The sequence below is a fragment of the Neobacillus niacini NBRC 15566 genome, assembly GCF_001591505.1.
Lineage (GTDB): Bacteria > Bacillota > Bacilli > Bacillales > Cytobacillaceae > Neobacillus > Neobacillus niacini.
In genome coordinates this window covers 86,983-104,238 of sequence record NZ_BCVA01000006.1, presented here as the reverse complement: position 1 = coordinate 104,238, position 17,256 = coordinate 86,983, and the positions used below count along the sequence as shown (strand labels likewise).

Here is a 17,256-nt window from a genome sequence, read left to right as displayed (position 1 = left end):
TTTTTTCTACATTCCGTAATATATTCTCAATTTTTGTTAATATATTGGTATCTTAAAATACATAACAAAGAATAAAATGATTGGTATGGAGAGGATTAATGCTACTATTGGGTATTTATAATGTAGAAGAAGCATAAAAAAAACAATTAAGTTGAAAATAACGGACCAAGCCATTGTCCAGCCGTGATGATGCTCGATTAAGTCAAGATAATGCAAATTTATGTATTCTACTAGTGAGAATAAAGTCACCCAAAATAGTAACCACAAAGCCTTTTTCATTGTCTTTTCTGGTAAATTTCCTAGATAAATCAACACAGATGCAGGATATGCGACAAACATAATTAATAATGAAACAGTTAGATGATTAGGCAAGAGATTTTGACCAAACATCGTCTCCTTGTACTCCCACATTAGATAGTTTTTACAAAGGAAATTATAAAGCAAATCACCAAACCAAAAGAATAATATGGTGGAATGGTATTTAGTCCAGTTCCTCCAATCACCCCATTTCAATCCTGCAATGAGAAACAAGCTATTCAAAAACAAGTGCACCCAATCAGCTCCGTTTTTTCAAGATAATATTCTAAGCCAATTATTTTTGTGTTATTAAATGGTTCGATTAACTCCTGTTACAAACAATCAATTATTTTAATTTATTATTATCTGGAAATTATTTGGATATTCTCTAATTGTGAAATTAAACCTTAGCTCACAAATAAACAAAAAAGCGCTTCTGAATGAAACAGAAACGCTAGCATCAAAGCAACGCCCGATATTAATTCGATTACAACACTTCCGCTTTACGAATGCTATCCTTTAAATAACTAGGTGCTTGCGGATGGTTTAAAATTTCCTCTGTGGACAGCCACCATACATTTTCTATCTCATCTTGACTTTTAGGAAATGCCTCCCCTGTGGAATATTCACAAAGAAAAACAATATTTATAACATGATCACCCTTCTCATTTACAAATGATGTATTATGAACATAGTGGAGCTTGTTTTTCACCGTTATACCAACTTCTTCAGCAATTTCCCTCTTTACACTTCTTTCCAATAAATCTAATGAGTTCCCTTCTTGATCGACTGTCCCACCAACAAGAGAAAGCAGCCCTCCTGCATGTTCCTCTTTTTTGCTTCGTTCTATAATCAGCCACCTATCAGTCTTCCTAATTGCACCTTCTACATTAACAATAAACATTTCTGCTCCTTTCAAAAACTAAATGACTTGCTCTGGTTCCAAACTTGATCCTTCGTTAACCTTTCTGTCTCTTTTGATACGATTCTCCAATAAAAAAAGTAACAATAATCGCTATAATAAATGGGATGACAGAACCACCCGTTGAGAAGGTTGTTGCCGTTTCTTCATAATATTGAAACATTAACCATTTAATCTCAAACCAATTGCCAACGGAAATTAGTAAAAAACTTATCAGAAAAAAAGATATTAAACCCACGATCACTGTTCTTAACAAAACGAATACAGCCCCTCTTTATATTTATAATTTTACTTATGAATCCTAAATTTATTGCAAACTTAATATGAAATACATAAACGAAAAAATAAGGAAGAAAGTTAAAACAGAACCCAAGACTGTTTGATTATGAGTACTTTTTTCTTCTTTTATATTTTTAATAAAAAAAACCAAATTAACAAACCACAATACGCCAAGAAATGGTGTTATAAAAAAAGGTAGAGCTTCTTCCATACCAGCCTGCCTCCCTTTTTGCCATTCTATCAGTTATTCGCTATAAAACTGAATTTTTCCTTTTTCCACCAATTAAAGAATAGACAATGGTATTTAAACTTGATAAGATGTCTAATAACATAATTCATTTTTTATTGAAAAAGGAGCTACACATAATGTTTTTGAATAAGCTTCAACAAGAGGAGAAAGAAGCGTTTCTAGAGTTAGCTTATATAATGGCCACCGTTGATGGGAATTTCTCAATATTTGAAAACCCTGTTATCGCCAAGTATCAGAAGGAAATGGATCTTGAGGACTATAAAATCAAAGGATTAGCGATAGATGATATTCTTAAGGTTTTTAAAGAAGAACGCTCCAAACATATTGTTCTTACAGAAATTCTTCGCCTTGTCTATTCAGACGGAATTGTTCATGAAACAGAACTAAAATCCATTACGTTAATTAAAAAGCACTTTGGTTTCGATGCCAATAAATATGCGAATTTTAAGGATTGGATTGAAGGCATAAAAGAATTAGCTAATTATCCAGAGTATGAATAGGTAAGAACTAAAAAAAGCAACGCTCATGATGTGACCCCAAAAAGTTAGATTTCACTCTAACTTTCGGGGTGAAGTACATCAACGTCGTTGCTTTTCTTATTTTCTACCTTTTCTCATAAGATAAAGGTTTTTCTTTATTTCCTTTTCAACACTCTGGAAAAAGTTTTCTATCCCCTTGTTTGCTCCTCCACTAATGATTCGCTCTGCTATCCCAGAAAGGGTTCCAGTGACATTCACTTCAGCCTGGATATCGAGTAGTGTGCTTCCTGATTGGTCATTCAAGTATAAATGTGCAATTCCGCTGATTTCCCCTAAATTACCTTTTCCCTTTAGAAGCAGATGATAATAAGACGATGGCTGCTCTTTATCCAGCGTAACCTCGAGTGTTAAAACATCTTTTAGTGGTCCTATTTTAATATCGATTTCCGCTTGATATTCTCCATTTGTGTTTTGCAAAAATGTCCTGCAGTTTGGTATGGCCTTCATGAGTACCTTTTCATCCTTGATGTACTTCCAAACCATTTTCCTCGGCAGACTAAAAGTATATTGGTATTCAATTTTCAAAAAATCCCCCCCCCATTTTGAAGGTCTTAAAGATAAAATACCTACTTAACTAATATTCATTTCACAAATGAATATTCAAAGTTTATTTTTATGGTAAAGGGGGGCATTTATTTCTATTTATTCCATTCCAGTATTTCAATACGGTTGCCAAAGGGGTCTGCTGTATAAAAACGATTGGCTCCCGGAAGGTTATGGTCTACAATTACATCTATTCCATTATCCATTAAATGCTTTTTCAACGCTTCAATGTTTTCTACCTCAAAGGCAGGATGTGCTTTTTTCGCTGGTGTAAAAGGTTCCTCTACACCAATATGTATTTGCGTGTTACCAGTTCGAAACCAAACGCCGCCGCGCTTTTTCAATTCTTCAGGTTTTTCCATTTCCTCAAATCCAAGAATATCTATAAAGAACTGCCTCGCTGAATCTTCACAACCTTTAGGAGCTGCTAGTTGAATGTGGTCAATGGCTTTAAAACGATACATAAATCGAAACTCCCTTCTTAATAAATGTTCCATTAACACATTTCGCCGCATCTTCATAAAATTCCTTCTATACCTTTGCAGCATAATGGAAACAAAAAAAATAAGGGCAGGTAACACTGACCCGCCCTTTACTTTATTCATCCTCATCTTCGTCATTTTCATCTTCTTTATCTTTGTCTTTCTGTTTTTCTTTATCTTTCTTTTTTTCTTTTTCCTGATCTCCCTTGTTTTTTTCCTTATTGCTATTTCCTTTATTTTTGTTTCGTTTTTCTTTTTCCTGCTCTTTTCTTACCCTTTCCTCTTTTTCTTTCCTTTTTTTGATTTCAGTTTTGTATTTTTTTTCAATACTTGATAGTTCAAATTTTTCATCAGATAGCTCTGACTTTGCTTTTGAAACTATTTCTTTAAAAATAACGGGTGTGGTTCCACTGCTTGCTGTTGCTAAGTAGTGACTTTCATCGGTTTGATCATAACCGAGCCAAACGGCTCCTACAATGTCAGGCGTATAACCAACAAACCAATGATCCTTTGTTCCCGCCTCGTTAGCAAATGGCAGCTGTGTAGATCCTGTTTTTCCAGCAACATCAACACCATCTATGGAAGCATTCTTCCCAGTCCCTTCTTCCACAACACCTTTAAGCATGTACGTGATTTTTTGAACAATTTCTGGTTTTGTCACAGTAGTGGAATTACTCTTCCATTTAGCAATGACCTTTCCTTCTGCATCCTCGATTTTTTGGATAGAGTGTGCCTCCGTCATGGTTCCATTATTAGCGAAAGTGCTATAGGCTTGTGCCATTATTAATGGTGATGTTCCGTCGTGCATACCACCAAGAGCAATCCCCAGTGAATAGTCTTCTTTTTGTAAAGGAATACCGAATTTCTCCACCGACTTCGTGCCCTTTTCTAAGCCAATCTCATTTAATAACCAAACAGGAGGAACATTGTACGAATTCAGGACAGCATCATACATCGTTACCTGACCTCGATATTGCTTATCAAAATTCTTAGGCTGGTATCCTCCGATATTTACCGGCCTATCTTCTAACAAATCAAAGACGTCATAGCCTTCTTCTAATGCAGGTGTATAAACAGCTAATGGCTTCATGGTCGAACCTGGCTGTCTAATTAATTGCGTGGCCCGGTTATATCCTAAAAAGGTATGCTCACCTCTGCCTCCAACTAATGCCTGAATGCCTCCATTTTTAGGATTGATGAAAATGGCCCCGCTTTGGAGCAGCTGATCCTCTGGACTCGCTGGGAAAAGATTATCATTCTGATAAACTTCCTCTGTCGCCTTTTGAAAAGTCGGATTTAATTCTGTAAAAATATGAAGTCCACCCGAAAGGATTTCATTTTTTGTAAGTTGATATTTCGTCATTGCCTCTTCTATAATATGGTCTACATAATAAGGATATTTTCCATCATACTCATCTTCTACGTTTTCCTCATTTAACACCACTGGCTGTGCTTTAGCTTTTTCAACATCAGAGGCATTAATATATCCTTCCTGCTCCATCAAGGATAAAACTAGATTTCGCCGCTCAATTGATTTTTCCATATTCTTAAATGGTGAGAGTATGGAAGGTGCTTTAATTAATCCAGCAAGCATGGCGGACTCACTTAAGGATAGTTCACTTGCCTCTTTTCCAAAATAAGTTTTAGCCGCCCGTTGGATACCCCATGCGCCCTCACCGAAGTAGATCTGATTTAAGTATCCCTCCATAATTTCGTCTTTGGAATATGTGCGTTCAATCTTTTTCGTAATGATTAGTTCCTTAACCTTTCGAGTATACGTCCGTTCGTGAGTCAAGAATGCATTCTTCGCTAACTGCTGTGTTACCGTACTGCCGCCAGCAACAATGTCACCACTGAACATATTTTTGACGAAAGCCTTTATAATCGCGAAATAATTAATTCCATTATGCTTGTAAAAACGTTGATCTTCTGTAGCAACAACAGCATGAATCATTACTTTCGGAATTTGTTTAATTCCGACACCTTCAATACTGGAGTTGGAAACTTTACTAGCTATCTCTCCTTTTTGATCATAAATAATCGTTGGCTGCGGTGCTGGCTTATTTAATTTGCTCACATCGCTCGTCCAAATAAAGACATTTACGATGAGGAGTCCGCATAGGGCAGCAATCATCCCAATTACAATCATTTTCTTCGCAATACCTTTTGAAAACAATTGTCTCCAATCCCATTTAGACGTTTTTCTTTGCTGTCTTCTTTCCATTCGTCCCACGTCTACTCCACCTCTTAAACCTAAAATTAACTAATTTCTTTTTTCCCCTCAGTCATCATACTCACATAATGAATGTTTTGGATAGGGTCCATTTACATCCTTCGTTTTCACTACTATTCCTTTTGCCCGTACTTTTCAATTTTTTTCACCCAATTTACATACATATATTTTTTTATAATGGAAATGATGGAAAGAGGAATCCCGTAATTGGAGGTCGTACAATGGAAATAGACAAGAGAGTAATGATTACATCCGCTGAATTTGCTCAGCTTTGGTCTCAATACATGAATGACAGCGGCAGTATTTGTGTTCTTACCTTTTTTTTAGAAAAGGTGGAAGACCCGGAAATCAAACCAGTCATTGAATTTGCCTTAAATTTATCAAAGAAGCATATTGAGAAATTAACGACCTTTTTTAATGAGGAGAATTATGCAGTCCCACATGGTTTTAAAATAGAAGAGGATGTGGATCTATCCGCTCCTAAGTTATATACGGACAGCTATGTTCTCCAATTTATTCACCAGATGGCAAAGATTGGTCTCACAAATTATTCAGCAAGTGTCTCTTCAGCGGTACGGTCCGACATTACTGATTTTTATTATGAATGTGTTTCTGAAACCATGCAATTGTACAAAGTTTCAAAGGATCTGTTATTGGAAAAAGGTCTTTATGTGAGATCACCTCATTTACCAATGGAGAAAGTTGAAATTGTCAATAAACAAGCGTTTCTTTTCGATATAATCGGAGAAAAAAGACCATTAATCATAGCAGAGGTAAGCAATCTCTATGCAAACGTCCAGCGAAACATTTTAGGAGTAGCTACTCTTATTGGATTTAGCCAGGTAGCGCAGGATAAGGAAGTTATTCAATTTATGCTAAGAGGAATTGACATTGGTAAGAAACATATTAAATTATTTGGAAAAAAATTAGAGGAATGTAATCTTCCCGTTCCAGCAAATATATCTGCAGAAGTAACAACAAGTACATCGTACACTTTTTCCGATAAATTGATTATGTTCTTTACTGCCGGGTTAATTGGCCTGAGTATTGGCTATTACGGAACTGGTGTGTCTCAAAGTCCTCGAATGGACCTGGGGGTTATGTACAACAGATTATCTTTAGAAATTCAATTATATTCAGAGGATGGCTCTAACATCATGATCAATAATAAATGGATGGAACAACCTCCAATGGCTGTTGATCGTGGCGAGTTAGGTACCGAAAAAATGTAAATAAGTTTTAAATAGGCCGGTCAAATAACCGGCCTTCCTTGCGTTCATCTAAGTATTTACCACATTATTGTTGTAATTGGCTATCTTGGTCTAACTTTCCCTTAGCCAGACTACTGGTTTCTATATATTTGTATTCTTCCTCTAGGTCAGTTAAAGTCCATTCATACAGATGTCGATCTTCTTTTTTAAACACACCCACTTTTAGCAGTTTATCTATAAGGAATTGCCTTCTTCGCTGGACAGCGGTTCGAAGAATATTCTTCATACCTTGTCACCTCCAGATTTTTAGAACTCCTAAGCTCCTCTTCGATTCTAAACGCTTGTAGGTTGTGTGTGTGTCGATTCTTAGCATATTTACCTACTCTTAAAGCAAACTTCATCTTAACTTAATAAAAGAAAATAAATTGTATTTTTATTAATGGTCTACAGTATTAGCAATTTTTGGTATGATAGATAAAAAGATGTTAGCGGGGATGTTTTTGATCAATTATAAAACTAAAAATAATCGTTTTTACATAACAATCTTCATAGCCGCTGCAGGTGGTTTCTTATTTTCACTTTTAGGAATTCCTATTCCATGGCTGCTTGGGCCGATGAGTGCTGTCTTAATTTCTTCTAAAGCAGGGGGATTTGAGGCTTTTTGGCCAAAACCGATCAGGGATGCAGGCTTGGTATTATTGGGATATTCGATTGGATTATCACTGACAAAAGAAGCTGTCATTCAAATAGTTGGAAAACTGCCAATTATGCTGATCCTAACCATTATTCTTATTTCCTTTTGTGCGGGGATTGCTTTTTTTGTATCTAAACTATCCGGTATTGATTACCCTACCGTCCTTACTGGCAGTATTCCAGGAGGACTATCACAGATGATTACTTTTTCAGAAGAGGCAAAGGGGATTGATCTTACGGTTGTTACTTTTCTACAAGTAACTCGCGTGATTATCATAATTTTCTCCGTTCCATTTTTAATTAGCAGCCCATTATTTTATCATTCTTCAGTGGGCTCAAAGCTAGACATTACTGAACAAACGGGATCGCTTTTTCCCAACTTCCTAATTTTTGCGGGATTATGCCTGATATTTGCTTTTATTGGGAAAAAGCTAAATGCTCCTACACCATTTTTATTAGGACCCATTGTTGGAACTGCTGTTTTGACTATTTCCGGTTACAACGGTCCGGAACTGCCCACCTTCCTATTAGATCTATCCCAATTCATGATTGGAAGCCACATTGGTTTAATGTTAAAACCAGAAAAGCTCGAGAATAAAACAAAAATCCTTACTCTTGCGATCGGCAGCGGAATCGTAATGGTATTAGGATCGTTAGGAATGAGCATGCTTCTTGTCCATTTTTACGATATCACTCCTGCCACAAGTTTTTTAAGCCTAACTCCTGGAGGGGCCGATCAAATGGCGATACTGGCACATGAAGTTCAAGCTGATTTATCGATGGTCGCGGGATTCCAATTATTCCGGCTCCTGTTTATCTTTTTTGCTGTACCCCCATTCCTTAGATGGATTTTTAAGAAGAAATTGTTAAAAAATACAGATAAGCCCGCCTAGGTAAATTTAAAGGGAGGAATTCCGCTTATTTAAAAATTATAATAAAAAATGCTTAAACAGACGGAGAGATTCCGCCTATTGACTTGAAAAATTCAAAAATGGCGGATTTTTCTATACATAAGCGGAAAACCTCCCCTTATTTCCCCCAAAACGAGCTTCATTTTGGATTTAACCGAAAAATCTTCGTTTATTCTACTTTTGCTGGTTTGGTTACTTGATTAAGAACAAGACAGCTAATACAACTGGCATTTCGGCATGTATTATAAAAATAGCACCTGGGCTTTATTATTTATACTCCGCGTTTATTCCCCCAAAGCAGGGCATGCAGTTGAGGCAGTACTTTGACATTGTTTAACTGACTGTCTTCGACTACCCGATTGACGAGCCACTCATATTTAATAAGCAGCTTTTGGATTAGCTGTTGATTATTACCATTCGTAAGGTCGTCATTCCCTACCTGCAAATAAAAAGGAATGCCTTCATAACGCTTATGAACCATTCTTGCATATTCGAGATCAACTTCATCGAAAATAACCACTTTTAAACTAACATTATTTTCAAACTGGTTTTCATCTAAATTTATAAAAATAGAATCTAATATTTCAAAATTTGTTTCCATGTTCGAGCTTGGAGGTTTTGGCGAGATCGTTAGTTCATCAATTTTCAAAAACCAGTCCTGCCATCTGCTTCCCTGCGTTTCAATACCAATATTAATCTGCTTTTCTTTTAACAAATCAATCAGTGAATCTAGATTCTTTAAAAGTGCGGGATTCCCCCCTGAGATGGTAACAAAGGAGAAATTGTCCCCGCCAAGGGACTTTAGCTCTGACCATATTTCTTCCGCAGTCATCTGTCTGATATCATCTTTGGCGCTCCCGTCCCACGTGAAGGCTGAATCACACCAGCTGCAGGAATAATCGCAGCCGGCTGTTCGAACAAACATTGTTTTTTGTCCAACCACCATCCCTTCGCCCTGGATTGTCGGGCCAAAAATCTCTAGTACGGGAATTCTCTTCATTCCTCCATCCACTCCCTTCTTGCTTCTGCATAGCAAGTTGGCGTTTCAAAGAGGCGGACAAATTCTACTCTTCCACCGAGGTATTGGTCCTTGTACTCTGCTTTGGTTAATGCTTCTTGCATTTTTTGATAAATCCAGACTACGATATTTTCAGCGGTTGTATTCATCGGCGGCAGCGTTTCATTTAAATAACGGTGATCCAGGTGAATTTCTATTTCATTTTTCCAAATGTCTTTGATATCACCAAAATCCATCATTAACCCTCGGTGATCCACATAGCCGCTAATCCCAAAGACCACTTTATAGGTGTGGCCATGGAGGTTCTTGCACTTTCCTTCATAGCAGTGTAAGTGATGGGCTGCGTCAAAAGTAAATTCTTTACTCACTAAAACACGCTTATTATGATATTTGAGCTCATTAAGCTGGATATCTTCATCTATTTTTTGTAGTTTATCGACGATTCTAAAGCCATACATGTCTTAAAACCTCCCACTTAGAAAATCATCGAGTCCTCGTTTTCTTAACACACATGCAGGACATTCGCCGCAGCCGTCCGAAATCACTCCATTGTAACAGGTTAATGTTTTTTCACGGACAAATTCGAATGCATTTAATTCATCTGCTAATGCCCATGTTTCCGCTTTATTTAGCCACATTAACGGGGTATGGATGACAAAGTTATCATCCATCGAAAGATTTAAGGTAACATTTAGTGATTTGATAAAAATATCGCGGCAATCTGGGTAGCCGCTGAAATCTGTTTCACAAACACCGGTGACTAAATGCTTGGCACCAACCTGACGAGCTAACACACCGGCAAAGGTCAGGAACAATAGGTTTCTTCCAGGTACAAACGTTGATGGAAGTTCTCCCTCTTCTCCGTCTTTGACTTCAATATCTGTGCGTGTTAACGCATTGGGTGCGAGCTGATTCAATAAAGACATATCTAATATATGGTGTCTGACACCGAGTTCATTGGCTATATTTTTGGCACATTCAATTTCTAAACGATGTCGTTGATTGTAGTCAAATGTGACTGCTTCCACCTCTTTAAATTGTTGTAATGCCCAAAATAAACAAGTAGTGCTGTCCTGCCCGCCGCTAAATACGACAATGGCTTTTTCATCTTTTAACATGAATAAGGAAACTCCTTCCAAAATAGAAAAAGCAGTACCCCAAGATAGAAGTACTGCTTCATCTTAGTTTTTTTAACGAGGGGTGCTAGAACCTCTATTGGTTTATGCTGTTAGTATAATATCATAATATAATCGAAAATAGGAATTAAATTTTTTAATTGACGTTTTTGTCGGTCTCCTTTATTATATGGGAAGATATACCCGTACTTAAACGGGAGAGGTTCATAGCTGATACCCTCTATAAAAAACTATGGACACATGACTCTATGCCATGTCCATACCGGACATGGCTTTTTGTTTTTATCCAATTAGTTGTTATAGATTGATTGCTAGGGCTATCTAGAATATACATTTTGACTTGGAGGTTTTTTAATGTCAGGCCGCAGCCACGAAGAAGGATTAAAGGATTTAACATTACTAGGAAATCAAAATACACAATACTCGTTTGAATATGCTCCGGAAGTTTTGGAGGCAGTCGATAATCTTCACCCAGAGCGTGATTATTTCGTAAAATTTAATTGCCCTGAATTTACTAGTCTTTGCCCGCTTACACATCAACCTGATTTTGCAACCATGTATATCTCATACATACCTGATAAAAAAATAGTAGAAAGTAAGTCTTTAAAACTCTATTTATTCAGCTTCAGAAATCATGGTGATTTTCATGAGGATTGCGTTAACATCATTATGAACGATTTAATTAAGCTTTTAGATCCCCGCTATATTGAGGTTTGGGGTAAGTTCACACCACGCGGTGGAATTTCAATTGATCCTTGGTGCAACTATGGCAAGCCAGGTACTAAATTTGAGGAAATGGCATCTTTCCGATTAATGAACCATGACCTTTATCCGGAAAAAGTAGATAATCGTTAATGAAAACTTTTTTTAACAAAAATTAAATAGTCTTGTAAACCTGTAACATTTCCCATGTGATACATTAGTTTAGTAAATACTAGTCGAATGTAGAATGAGTTGATTTTATGTTAAATGTTAAAGAGGTTACAGAACAGCTTCGAGCTGAAGGTATTACAGACAGTGAACAGGCTGTCATCCGCTGGATACTCGATGGAAAATTAAAGGCTAGAAGAACGAAGCACCTTAATCTTGAATACTCTGTAACTCCCGTCGATTTAGCATCCTTTATTTTAGAAAAAAAGATAGAGAATAAAACGAAGCAGTTCGGAGTCGATTATCATCAATGGGAAAAAACGTTTCGTGACAATCAAAAGCTGAAACAAGAAATTGAACAGTTAAGAACCACTATTCGAATTGAACAGGCAAAAAATCGATCGTTAAAAAGAATGCTCCATGCAGAGTATGCAATGTCCGATACAGCTCCTTTGACTCTAACCTCATTATTAGGATTAGATCCTAGGGCAGATAGTGACACGATTAAAAAAGAATACAAGAAACTATTAAAAGCCCTTCATCCGGATCGAGGCGGAGATGAACGGCTGTTTAAAGTATTTTATGATCACTATGACAAAGTAAGGGATTCAGCCAAAAGCTGAATCCTCTTTTTTTACTAGGCTGTGTTAAATTTGGTCTGTTGATTTGCGCTCCAGGGACTTCGCTTTTCCGCGGGCGCGGTCCGGGGGAGCCTCCTTGGTGCTAATGCGCCTATGGGGTCTCCCCCGGCCCCGTCCTCCCGCAGGAGTCTATGTGCCTTCCGCGCAAATCAACAGAGTGCCAAAATAAATTCTAGCATTTACACAGCCTTTTATAAAACTTGATTTCCTTTTACACCATTAATAGAATAACTTGCTACGATGTTTGCACTTAATGAATGGGATACGGAGCAGTATTTGTCTTTTGACAATTGGATTGCACGGACAACTTTGTCTTCTGGCAGATCTCCTTCCACTGAATAGTGAATATGAAAATCGGTAAATTTCTTAGGTTCTGTGTTGGCACGTGTCCCCTCTACTTCCATGGAAAAACCTGTTAACTCTAAACGCATTTTCTTTAAAATCATGACAATATCAATTCCAGTACAACCTGCCAGCGAATAAAGGAGCAGCTCTGTTGGTCTTGGGCCGCTATTTTGGCCGCCAACCTCTGGTGCAGCATCCATCCTTAATTCATGACCTGAAGGTGTAGTTCCCGTAAACGCCATATCCCCTGTCCAAGTAATGGTTGATTTCATTTTTCTCATCCTTCCTCTATGTAATTCCATTCTTATTTTACCTTAAAAAAAGGTTTTGAACTCACAATTGAGTCCAAAACCTTTTATTATTACTTCACTAATGATAAGTCGATTAAACCTTTAATATCACTGCTTGGAATATATCCAGCTTCTTTGCTGATATCAGCCATTTCCTGAATTACTTTTTCGTTCACTTCTGTCGTAACAGCTAAACGGGAAAACGCTGCGTCAACTTCATCTTTATTTAACTCTTTACCAGTAAGATCTTTTAAATGCTTAATGACAATTTCTTTACTCTCTTCTGGATTGTCTTGAATGAATTGTACGGCCTTTTTGTGAGCGTCAAGATATTTTTGTGATAAGTCTTTATTTTTCAAGAAGTCTGCTCTAGCAGCCACTACTGTATTGGTAGATTCCTTACCCCAAGCAAATTTATCCCAGTCTAAAAGCAGTTTACCATTTGCTTGGTTTTCAAGGACATATCCCCAAGGCTCTTGTGTTGCCGCTGCGTCCACTTGTTTTTGGATGAATAAAGAAGCTGTGTCAGCAGGTGCTGCAGCAAATAAATCTACTGTACCGCCGCTAGTTTTTGCTTTTAAATCTGCTTCTTTTAATGCTTTACGTAACATTACATCCTGCGTGCTTCCAATAACCGGAATCGCTACCTTTTTTCCATCTAAATCTTCTAATTTTTCCACTCCGCTGCCTTCTGCTGCAACTAGAACCGCACCGCCATTAACTGCACCTGAGATTAGGTGATACTCCTTATTTTTTACATAAAAGTTAAGTAATGGACCAGGTCCTACTGTACCCACGTCAATCGCTTTTGTTGCCATTGCTTCCATAAATAGTCCGCCATTTGCAACTGTTTTTGTTTCAATTTTTACATCTTTACCGAAAGCTTCTTCAAAATAACCTTTTTCAAGTGCAACAATTGTAGCGATATGAGTTAGGTTTGGAAAATATCCAATCTTAACGGTTTTAACTTCTCCCCCATCGCCTTTGTCTTCATCTTCGTTGGAAGATTGCGCACAACCGCTTAAAAGCCCAATAAATAAAATACTGATAAATAGATATAGCATTGATTTTTTTAACATTTTTTTCTCTCCTGGTAAATTAAATTTATTAAGCTCTTTTTCTAATACCCCATTTTACTTCTACATTGCGTTCAAGTCTTGAAAATACAACATTATCGACAATGGTCCCGATAATGGCAATGATAATCATGACAGAAATAACTAAATCCATTTGACCAAGTGAGCGGCCCATTTCTAGCAGTTGTCCAAGGCCGCCTCCGCCGCCAAGAAGCTCACCGGCCATTAAAGCGCGCCATGAGAATGCCCAAGCAATCCGCAGCCCAGAAATAATTTGCGGTACAGACGCTGGAAGAATCACAGTCCGAAGGAAATGAAAACCGCTTGAACCATACACCTTTGCAACACGCTGATAAAGCTGAGGTACATTTTTGAATCCGCTTGTTGCATTCACCGTCATGGTCCATGTGGCACCAATGGTAACGATAAATAGGATCGAAAAGTCATTTAAACCGAACCAAATGATTGCTAACGGGAACCAAACGATACTTGGTATCGATTGAAGTGCCGTTACCACAAAACCAAGCGTATCTTCAACTAGTTTATATCTCCAGATGAAGTAACCTAGTATTAATCCTACTACGATAGCAATTGTAAAACCAAGGAGGATACGCCCCATACTTTTACCGATTGCCAGTGTGATTTGACCGCTGACTAAGCCGTTAAATAATGTGTCAAGAACTTGAGTCAGGCTTGGAAACATAAAATCTGGAAGGCTGGAAAATCTAGATGTGACTTCCCATATCACCGCTATCGCCGCGATGAAGATGATCCGTCTTAAAGCTGTAGTCATCACCGATTTCCTCCTTCAATACTTTTTCGATTTCTTCTTGTAAAATTGACAAAATCCTTTGTTCCGTATTCAATGTAACACTGTCCGGTGTAACTCCATCCTTCATGGTTGGAACAGAAATAATTTCCTTAATCCTTCCGGGACGAGTGGCAAAAACGACTACTTCTTCTGAAAGAAGAACCGCTTCTCTAATATTGTGGGTAATAAAGAAGATTGTTACTTTTGTCTTCCTCCAAATTTCAAGGAGCTCTTTATGCAGTACCATTCTTGTTTGTTCATCAAGTGCCGAAAAAGGTTCATCCATTAACAGAATGTCTGGCTCCATGACTAACGCTCTGGCGATGGAAACCCTTTGCTTCATTCCTCCAGATAATTCGTGAGGATAGGAATTAACATACTTACTAAGGTGAACCATTTTCAAAACATCCAGTGCCTTCGCTTTTGCCTCTTCTTTTGGCATCTTTTTCAGGTTTAGTCCGTAGATTACATTTTCTAAAACAGTCAGCCAAGGAAACAAGCCTGCTTCTTGGAAAACTACTACTCTTTCTGGGCCTGGTTTTGATACTAAGTCCCCATCAACGCGAATTTCACCGCTATCTGCTTTATCAAGCCCCGCCACAAGGTAAAGCAACGTAGACTTTCCACATCCTGATGGTCCAACAATCGAAACAAAGCTTCCTTTTTTCACATTTAAATTGATCCCATCAAGAACTTTTACGTTTTCTTTTCTATCATTCACAAAACTTTTTTGGATATTATCTATTGTCAAATACATCTATTTTTCACCTCTTTTTTAATCCCCAGTAAAACTATTGGTTTTATTATATTACAACCATTCGTTAAGTCAACTATTATTCTATAAAATAAAAAAAATTTCTCTCACTTCTACATATTTTTAAATTCCCCTACTCTTTGATAAGATAAATGTATAGTTTTTTATGGAGGTAATTATTTTATGAAAGTTGTTAATAATATCACAGAATTAATTGGCGATACACCTGTTGTTCGTTTGAACAAACTTGTTCCTGAAGGTGCCGCAGATGTTTATGTAAAGCTGGAAATGTTTAATCCGTCTGGCAGTGTGAAAGACCGAGCTGCCTATAATATGATAAAAACAGCAGAAGAAAAAGGGTTAATTAAACCTGGAGATACGATTATAGAGCCAACCAGCGGCAATACTGGAATTGGTTTGGCTATGACTGCTGCGGCAAAGGGATACCGAGCGATTCTAATCATGCCGGATAATATGACAAAAGAAAGAATAAATATTTTAAAGGCATATGGCGCCGAGGTTGTGCTGACTCCAAGCGAAAAGAAAATGCCAGGAGCGATTGAAAAGGCACTAGAATTACAAAAATCAATCCCAGGAAGTTATATTCCACAACAGTTTGAAAACTTCTCTAACCCGGACATCCATCGCAGCACAACAGCAATTGAAATATACAATCAAATGGAAGGCAGACTTGATGCCTTTGTGGCGACAGCTGGTACAGGAGGTACGATAACGGGTACAGGGGAAAAGTTAAAAGAATTACTTCCTGATCTTTTTGTGGGTGTTGTCGAACCGAAAGGCTCTCCGGTATTATCCGGCGGGCAGCCTGGTCCGCATAAGCTAGTCGGAACAAGTCCTGGATTCGTACCTTCGATTTTAAACACCAAAGTTTATGATGAGATCTTTCAAATCTCTGATGAAATTGCCGTTGATATGTTCAAACGATTGGCGAAAGAAGAAGGTATCTTTGTTGGACCATCTGCAGCAGCTGCTGTATATACCGCTATTGAAGTGGCCAAGCGATTAGGAACAGGAAAAAGAGTCGTTTGTATTGCACCAGATACTGGAGAACGCTATTTGAGCATGGAGCTATAATTTAAAGAGCTGATACTGAATGTGGTATCAGTTCTTTTTATATTAACTGAATTTTCTTAAATATTTTTCTACAAAGGAATCATGTCGCTGATGGATTCCCGTCGTTATTTGCTAGAAAGTTGCTATTTCTAATAGAATCTGGTGATTCATGTAGACAAGTTTTATACAGTAATGGCAGGAGAAATACCCATTTACCTCTAACTATTAAAGTAGATGAAAAAGCAAGTCTAAGAATTAAGTTGAAAGGTGGTCATAGCTATGAGCCAGGATATTACCCTACAACAAATTGCTGAAGGTGTGCCAAAGACACTATTAAACGCATCTGATAGAGACATTGAAGGCATCCAACGAATTATCGAAGAAACAATCAAACTAAGAGAAGCACATAGAAACTTGCAAAAAATGGTCAAAAGCTTCTCAACTTCTACGATTCAACGAACGTAAAAATTTTATAAAAAAAAGACCCATCTTTTCAAATGGGTGGGTCTAAAAATAACTTATTAGAATACAATGAAATTAATAGAATTTACTACTCTTATAAGGCAGCAATAATTTGTTAGGTCTCACGATCCATTTTAGTAAATGCTGAAAGATGGTCAAAAAGTCGTCTTGAAATATGGTAGAATTAGACCGACCCTGTATAACAGTTAACCGCCTGTAGTCATTAAGAAGTCTATCGAGTTCCTGACTGCAGATTACTGTTTCCTCACTAGAAAGTCCTTTTGCCATTCCCAATTCTATCATTTCAGCTCTTTTCTCATTAATTGCCTCTTCTAAATCTACTTTCCTCATAACAAAAACACACCTCTAAACAATATATTAATTATCTAGTTGCTTTAATATGTTAGTCATGAAAAGTA

The 17,256-nt window shown here is 37.4% G+C and carries 23 protein-coding genes and 1 riboswitch; of the genes, 7 read left to right on the top strand and 16 right to left on the bottom strand.

Features of this window, described 5'->3' with window-relative positions; genetic code table 11:
- Nucleotides 1–36: 36 nt before the first annotated feature.
- From BANA01_RS07745 to BANA01_RS07730, 4 genes are all read right to left on the bottom strand, one after another.
- Complete coding sequence (locus BANA01_RS07745; RefSeq protein ID WP_235847080.1) at nt 37–540, bottom strand: CBO0543 family protein; 504 nt, start codon at nt 538–540, stop codon at nt 37–39.
- 244 nt (nt 541–784) lie between these two features.
- Nucleotides 785–1,201, bottom strand: a complete 417-nt coding sequence (locus BANA01_RS07740; protein ID WP_063252459.1) for an NUDIX hydrolase — start codon at nt 1,199–1,201, stop codon at nt 785–787.
- A 55-nt stretch (nt 1,202–1,256) separates the two neighbouring features.
- Nucleotides 1,257–1,475: a hypothetical protein gene (locus BANA01_RS07735; protein WP_063252457.1), complete on the bottom strand. Its 219-nt coding sequence runs from the start codon at nt 1,473–1,475 to the stop codon at nt 1,257–1,259.
- A gap of 51 nt (nt 1,476–1,526) precedes the next feature.
- Nucleotides 1,527–1,709, bottom strand: coding sequence for a hypothetical protein (locus tag BANA01_RS07730; protein ID WP_063252455.1), 183 nt, complete (start codon nt 1,707–1,709; stop codon nt 1,527–1,529).
- Nucleotides 1,710–1,864: 155 nt separating this feature from the next.
- On the opposite strand from BANA01_RS07730, the gene BANA01_RS07725 reads away from it, so the two are divergent.
- A complete protein-coding gene (locus BANA01_RS07725) occupies nt 1,865–2,248 on the top strand; it encodes a hypothetical protein (protein ID WP_063252453.1) in 384 nt (127 codons plus the stop codon).
- 96 nt (nt 2,249–2,344) lie between these two features.
- Here the strand turns inward: BANA01_RS07725 and BANA01_RS07720 are convergent, their stop codons facing one another.
- The 3 genes from BANA01_RS07720 to BANA01_RS07710 form a co-directional block, all read right to left on the bottom strand.
- Nucleotides 2,345–2,812: an SRPBCC family protein gene (locus BANA01_RS07720; RefSeq protein ID WP_063252452.1), complete on the bottom strand. Its 468-nt coding sequence runs from the start codon at nt 2,810–2,812 to the stop codon at nt 2,345–2,347.
- Nucleotides 2,813–2,925: 113 nt separating this feature from the next.
- Nucleotides 2,926–3,294, bottom strand: coding sequence for a VOC family protein (locus tag BANA01_RS07715; protein ID WP_063252550.1), 369 nt, complete (start codon nt 3,292–3,294; stop codon nt 2,926–2,928).
- A 133-nt stretch (nt 3,295–3,427) separates the two neighbouring features.
- Nucleotides 3,428–5,536, bottom strand: a complete 2,109-nt coding sequence (locus BANA01_RS07710; protein ID WP_063252548.1) for a transglycosylase domain-containing protein — start codon at nt 5,534–5,536, stop codon at nt 3,428–3,430.
- A gap of 230 nt (nt 5,537–5,766) precedes the next feature.
- Between BANA01_RS07710 and BANA01_RS07705 the strand changes: the two genes are divergently transcribed.
- Nucleotides 5,767–6,777: a DUF3231 family protein gene (locus BANA01_RS07705; RefSeq protein WP_063252450.1), complete on the top strand. Its 1,011-nt coding sequence runs from the start codon at nt 5,767–5,769 to the stop codon at nt 6,775–6,777.
- A gap of 64 nt (nt 6,778–6,841) precedes the next feature.
- Here the strand turns inward: BANA01_RS07705 and BANA01_RS07700 are convergent, their stop codons facing one another.
- Entirely contained in the window at nt 6,842–7,042 is a 201-nt protein-coding gene (locus BANA01_RS07700; RefSeq protein WP_063252448.1) for a Fur-regulated basic protein FbpA, read from the bottom strand.
- Nucleotides 7,043–7,223: 181 nt separating this feature from the next.
- Here BANA01_RS07700 and BANA01_RS07695 point away from each other — a divergent pair, with 181 nt between their 5' ends.
- On the top strand, nt 7,224–8,342 hold the full coding sequence (locus tag BANA01_RS07695) for an AbrB family transcriptional regulator (RefSeq protein ID WP_235847079.1): 1,119 nt from the start codon (nt 7,224–7,226) through the stop codon (nt 8,340–8,342).
- A 289-nt stretch (nt 8,343–8,631) separates the two neighbouring features.
- On the opposite strand, the gene queE is transcribed toward BANA01_RS07695, so the two are convergent.
- The 3 genes from queE to queC are packed head-to-tail and all read right to left on the bottom strand — an operon-like array spanning nt 8,632 to nt 10,496.
- Nucleotides 8,632–9,360: a 7-carboxy-7-deazaguanine synthase QueE gene (gene queE, locus BANA01_RS07690; protein WP_063252447.1), complete on the bottom strand. Its 729-nt coding sequence runs from the start codon at nt 9,358–9,360 to the stop codon at nt 8,632–8,634.
- On the bottom strand, nt 9,357–9,836 hold the full coding sequence (gene queD, locus BANA01_RS07685) for a 6-carboxytetrahydropterin synthase QueD (protein ID WP_063252445.1): 480 nt from the start codon (nt 9,834–9,836) through the stop codon (nt 9,357–9,359). The genes queE and queD overlap by 4 nt, the downstream gene beginning before the upstream one ends.
- A gap of 3 nt (nt 9,837–9,839) precedes the next feature.
- Entirely contained in the window at nt 9,840–10,496 is a 657-nt protein-coding gene (gene queC / locus BANA01_RS07680) for a 7-cyano-7-deazaguanine synthase QueC (RefSeq protein ID WP_063252443.1), read from the bottom strand.
- A gap of 211 nt (nt 10,497–10,707) precedes the next feature.
- A riboswitch (PreQ1 riboswitch) is annotated at nt 10,708–10,754 on the top strand.
- A gap of 114 nt (nt 10,755–10,868) precedes the next feature.
- Here queC and queF point away from each other — a divergent pair.
- Both queF and BANA01_RS07670 read left to right on the top strand, forming a co-directional pair.
- On the top strand, nt 10,869–11,369 hold the full coding sequence (gene queF, locus BANA01_RS07675) for a preQ(1) synthase (protein WP_063252441.1): 501 nt from the start codon (nt 10,869–10,871) through the stop codon (nt 11,367–11,369).
- A 107-nt stretch (nt 11,370–11,476) separates the two neighbouring features.
- Complete coding sequence (locus BANA01_RS07670; RefSeq protein ID WP_063252439.1) at nt 11,477–12,007, top strand: DnaJ domain-containing protein; 531 nt, start codon at nt 11,477–11,479, stop codon at nt 12,005–12,007.
- Nucleotides 12,008–12,216: 209 nt separating this feature from the next.
- Here BANA01_RS07670 and BANA01_RS07665 read toward each other — a convergent pair whose 3' ends face one another.
- From BANA01_RS07665 to BANA01_RS07650, 4 genes are all read right to left on the bottom strand, one after another.
- On the bottom strand, nt 12,217–12,642 hold the full coding sequence (locus tag BANA01_RS07665) for an OsmC family protein (RefSeq protein WP_063252437.1): 426 nt from the start codon (nt 12,640–12,642) through the stop codon (nt 12,217–12,219).
- 89 nt (nt 12,643–12,731) lie between these two features.
- On the bottom strand, nt 12,732–13,739 hold the full coding sequence (locus BANA01_RS07660) for an aliphatic sulfonate ABC transporter substrate-binding protein (protein WP_063252435.1): 1,008 nt from the start codon (nt 13,737–13,739) through the stop codon (nt 12,732–12,734).
- A gap of 28 nt (nt 13,740–13,767) precedes the next feature.
- Nucleotides 13,768–14,529 carry an ABC transporter permease gene (locus tag BANA01_RS07655; RefSeq protein WP_063252433.1) on the bottom strand — a complete coding sequence of 254 codons (762 nt, stop codon included), beginning with the start codon at nt 14,527–14,529 and terminating at the stop codon, nt 13,768–13,770.
- Entirely contained in the window at nt 14,462–15,304 is an 843-nt protein-coding gene (locus BANA01_RS07650; protein WP_063252431.1) for an ABC transporter ATP-binding protein, read from the bottom strand. The genes BANA01_RS07655 and BANA01_RS07650 overlap by 68 nt, the downstream gene beginning before the upstream one ends.
- A 180-nt stretch (nt 15,305–15,484) precedes the next feature.
- Between BANA01_RS07650 and cysK the strand changes: the two genes are divergently transcribed.
- Nucleotides 15,485–16,396: a cysteine synthase A gene (gene cysK / locus BANA01_RS07645; protein WP_063252429.1), complete on the top strand. Its 912-nt coding sequence runs from the start codon at nt 15,485–15,487 to the stop codon at nt 16,394–16,396.
- A 258-nt stretch (nt 16,397–16,654) separates the two neighbouring features.
- Nucleotides 16,655–16,840, top strand: coding sequence for a hypothetical protein (locus BANA01_RS07640; protein ID WP_063252427.1), 186 nt, complete (start codon nt 16,655–16,657; stop codon nt 16,838–16,840).
- A gap of 72 nt (nt 16,841–16,912) precedes the next feature.
- Here the strand turns inward: BANA01_RS07640 and BANA01_RS07635 are convergent, their stop codons facing one another.
- Nucleotides 16,913–17,188, bottom strand: a complete 276-nt coding sequence (locus BANA01_RS07635) for an aspartyl-phosphate phosphatase Spo0E family protein (RefSeq protein WP_063252425.1) — start codon at nt 17,186–17,188, stop codon at nt 16,913–16,915.
- Between the last annotated feature and the right edge of the window lie 68 nt (nt 17,189–17,256).

Excerpts from the sequence above, each read along its gene's own strand:
- BANA01_RS07740 (WP_063252459.1), bottom strand. The coding sequence starts at position 1,201 with ATGTTTATTGTTAATGTAGAAGGTGCAATTAGGAAGACTGATAGGTGG.
- BANA01_RS07730 (WP_063252455.1), bottom strand. The coding sequence starts at position 1,709 with ATGGAAGAAGCTCTACCTTTTTTTATAACACCATTTCTTGGCGTATTG.
- BANA01_RS07725 (WP_063252453.1), top strand. The coding sequence starts at position 1,865 with ATGTTTTTGAATAAGCTTCAACAAGAGGAGAAAGAAGCGTTTCTAGAG.
- BANA01_RS07715 (WP_063252550.1), bottom strand. The coding sequence starts at position 3,294 with ATGTATCGTTTTAAAGCCATTGACCACATTCAACTAGCAGCTCCTAAA.
- BANA01_RS07710 (WP_063252548.1), bottom strand. The coding sequence starts at position 5,536 with ATGGAAAGAAGACAGCAAAGAAAAACGTCTAAATGGGATTGGAGACAA.
- BANA01_RS07705 (WP_063252450.1), top strand. The coding sequence starts at position 5,767 with ATGGAAATAGACAAGAGAGTAATGATTACATCCGCTGAATTTGCTCAG.
- BANA01_RS07700 (WP_063252448.1), bottom strand. The coding sequence starts at position 7,042 with ATGAAGAATATTCTTCGAACCGCTGTCCAGCGAAGAAGGCAATTCCTT.
- BANA01_RS07695 (WP_235847079.1), top strand. The coding sequence starts at position 7,224 with ATGATAGATAAAAAGATGTTAGCGGGGATGTTTTTGATCAATTATAAA.
- queE (WP_063252447.1), bottom strand. The coding sequence starts at position 9,360 with ATGAAGAGAATTCCCGTACTAGAGATTTTTGGCCCGACAATCCAGGGC.
- queD (WP_063252445.1), bottom strand. The coding sequence starts at position 9,836 with ATGTATGGCTTTAGAATCGTCGATAAACTACAAAAAATAGATGAAGAT.
- queC (WP_063252443.1), bottom strand. The coding sequence starts at position 10,496 with ATGTTAAAAGATGAAAAAGCCATTGTCGTATTTAGCGGCGGGCAGGAC.
- queF (WP_063252441.1), top strand. The coding sequence starts at position 10,869 with ATGTCAGGCCGCAGCCACGAAGAAGGATTAAAGGATTTAACATTACTA.
- BANA01_RS07670 (WP_063252439.1), top strand. The coding sequence starts at position 11,477 with ATGTTAAATGTTAAAGAGGTTACAGAACAGCTTCGAGCTGAAGGTATT.
- BANA01_RS07665 (WP_063252437.1), bottom strand. The coding sequence starts at position 12,642 with ATGAAATCAACCATTACTTGGACAGGGGATATGGCGTTTACGGGAACT.
- BANA01_RS07660 (WP_063252435.1), bottom strand. The coding sequence starts at position 13,739 with ATGTTAAAAAAATCAATGCTATATCTATTTATCAGTATTTTATTTATT.
- BANA01_RS07655 (WP_063252433.1), bottom strand. The coding sequence starts at position 14,529 with ATGACTACAGCTTTAAGACGGATCATCTTCATCGCGGCGATAGCGGTG.
- BANA01_RS07650 (WP_063252431.1), bottom strand. The coding sequence starts at position 15,304 with ATGTATTTGACAATAGATAATATCCAAAAAAGTTTTGTGAATGATAGA.
- cysK (WP_063252429.1), top strand. The coding sequence starts at position 15,485 with ATGAAAGTTGTTAATAATATCACAGAATTAATTGGCGATACACCTGTT.
- BANA01_RS07640 (WP_063252427.1), top strand. The coding sequence starts at position 16,655 with ATGAGCCAGGATATTACCCTACAACAAATTGCTGAAGGTGTGCCAAAG.
- BANA01_RS07635 (WP_063252425.1), bottom strand. The coding sequence starts at position 17,188 with ATGAGGAAAGTAGATTTAGAAGAGGCAATTAATGAGAAAAGAGCTGAA.